Raw genomic sequence first — 874 nt, forward strand, 5'->3', positions numbered from 1 at the left:
GGCTTTGTTGAATAAATCGAACTTTTGCTGAGTTGAAGGATCAGATCACGCATCCTCCCGACAACACAGACCGTTCCGTGGCAAAGCAAAAATTCAAAATCACCAACTGGCCCACCTACAACAAAGCCCTCATCAACCGTGGCTCCCTCACTTTCTGGCTGGACGATGAAGCGACTCATGCCTGGTATGAGTCGGCAACGCCTTCATCACGGGGAAGACCTCAGCGCTATTCTGACCTTGCCATCACCACCGTCCTGATGATTAAACGCCTGTTCCGGCTGACCCTGCGGGCTGCGCAGGGTTTTATTGATTCCATTTTTGCCCTGATGAACGTTCCGTTGCGCTGCCCGGATTACAGCAGTGTCAGCAAGCGGGCAAAGTCGGTTAATGTCTGTTTCAAAACACCCACCCGGGGTGAAATCGCACACCTGGTGATTGATTCCACCGGGCTGAAGGTTTTTGGTGAAGGCGAATGGAAAGTCAAAAATCACGGCAAAGAGCGCCGTCGTACCTGGCGGAAGCTGCATCTGGCCGTTGACAGCAGAACACATGAAGTCATCTGCGCGGACCTGTCTCTGAACAACGTCACGGACTCAGAAGCTTTCCCGGGTCTTATCCGGCAGACACACAGAAAAATCAGGGCAGCCGCAGCAGACGGCGCTTACGACACCCGACTCTGTCACGATGAACTGCGGCGCAAGAAAATCAGTGCCCTCATCCCGCCCCGAAAAGGAGCGGGTTACTGGCCCGTAGAGTACGCAGACCGTAACCGTGCAGTAGCGAATCAGCGGCTGACCGGGAGTAATGCCCGGTGGAAATGGACAACAGATTACAACCGTCGCTCGATAGCGGAGACGGCCATGTACACGATAGC

Annotated in this window: 1 protein-coding gene; it reads left to right on the forward strand. The window is 54.3% G+C overall.

What is annotated here, in order from left to right; genetic code table 11:
- Window positions 1–32: 32 nt before the first annotated feature.
- The coding region (locus MHZ97_RS22265; RefSeq protein WP_239323874.1) for an IS5 family transposase at window positions 33–874 on the forward strand (842 nt) is incomplete at its 3' end.

The organism is Pantoea sp. ACRSC, assembly GCF_022346785.1.
Lineage (GTDB): Bacteria > Pseudomonadota > Gammaproteobacteria > Enterobacterales > Enterobacteriaceae > Pantoea > Pantoea alvi.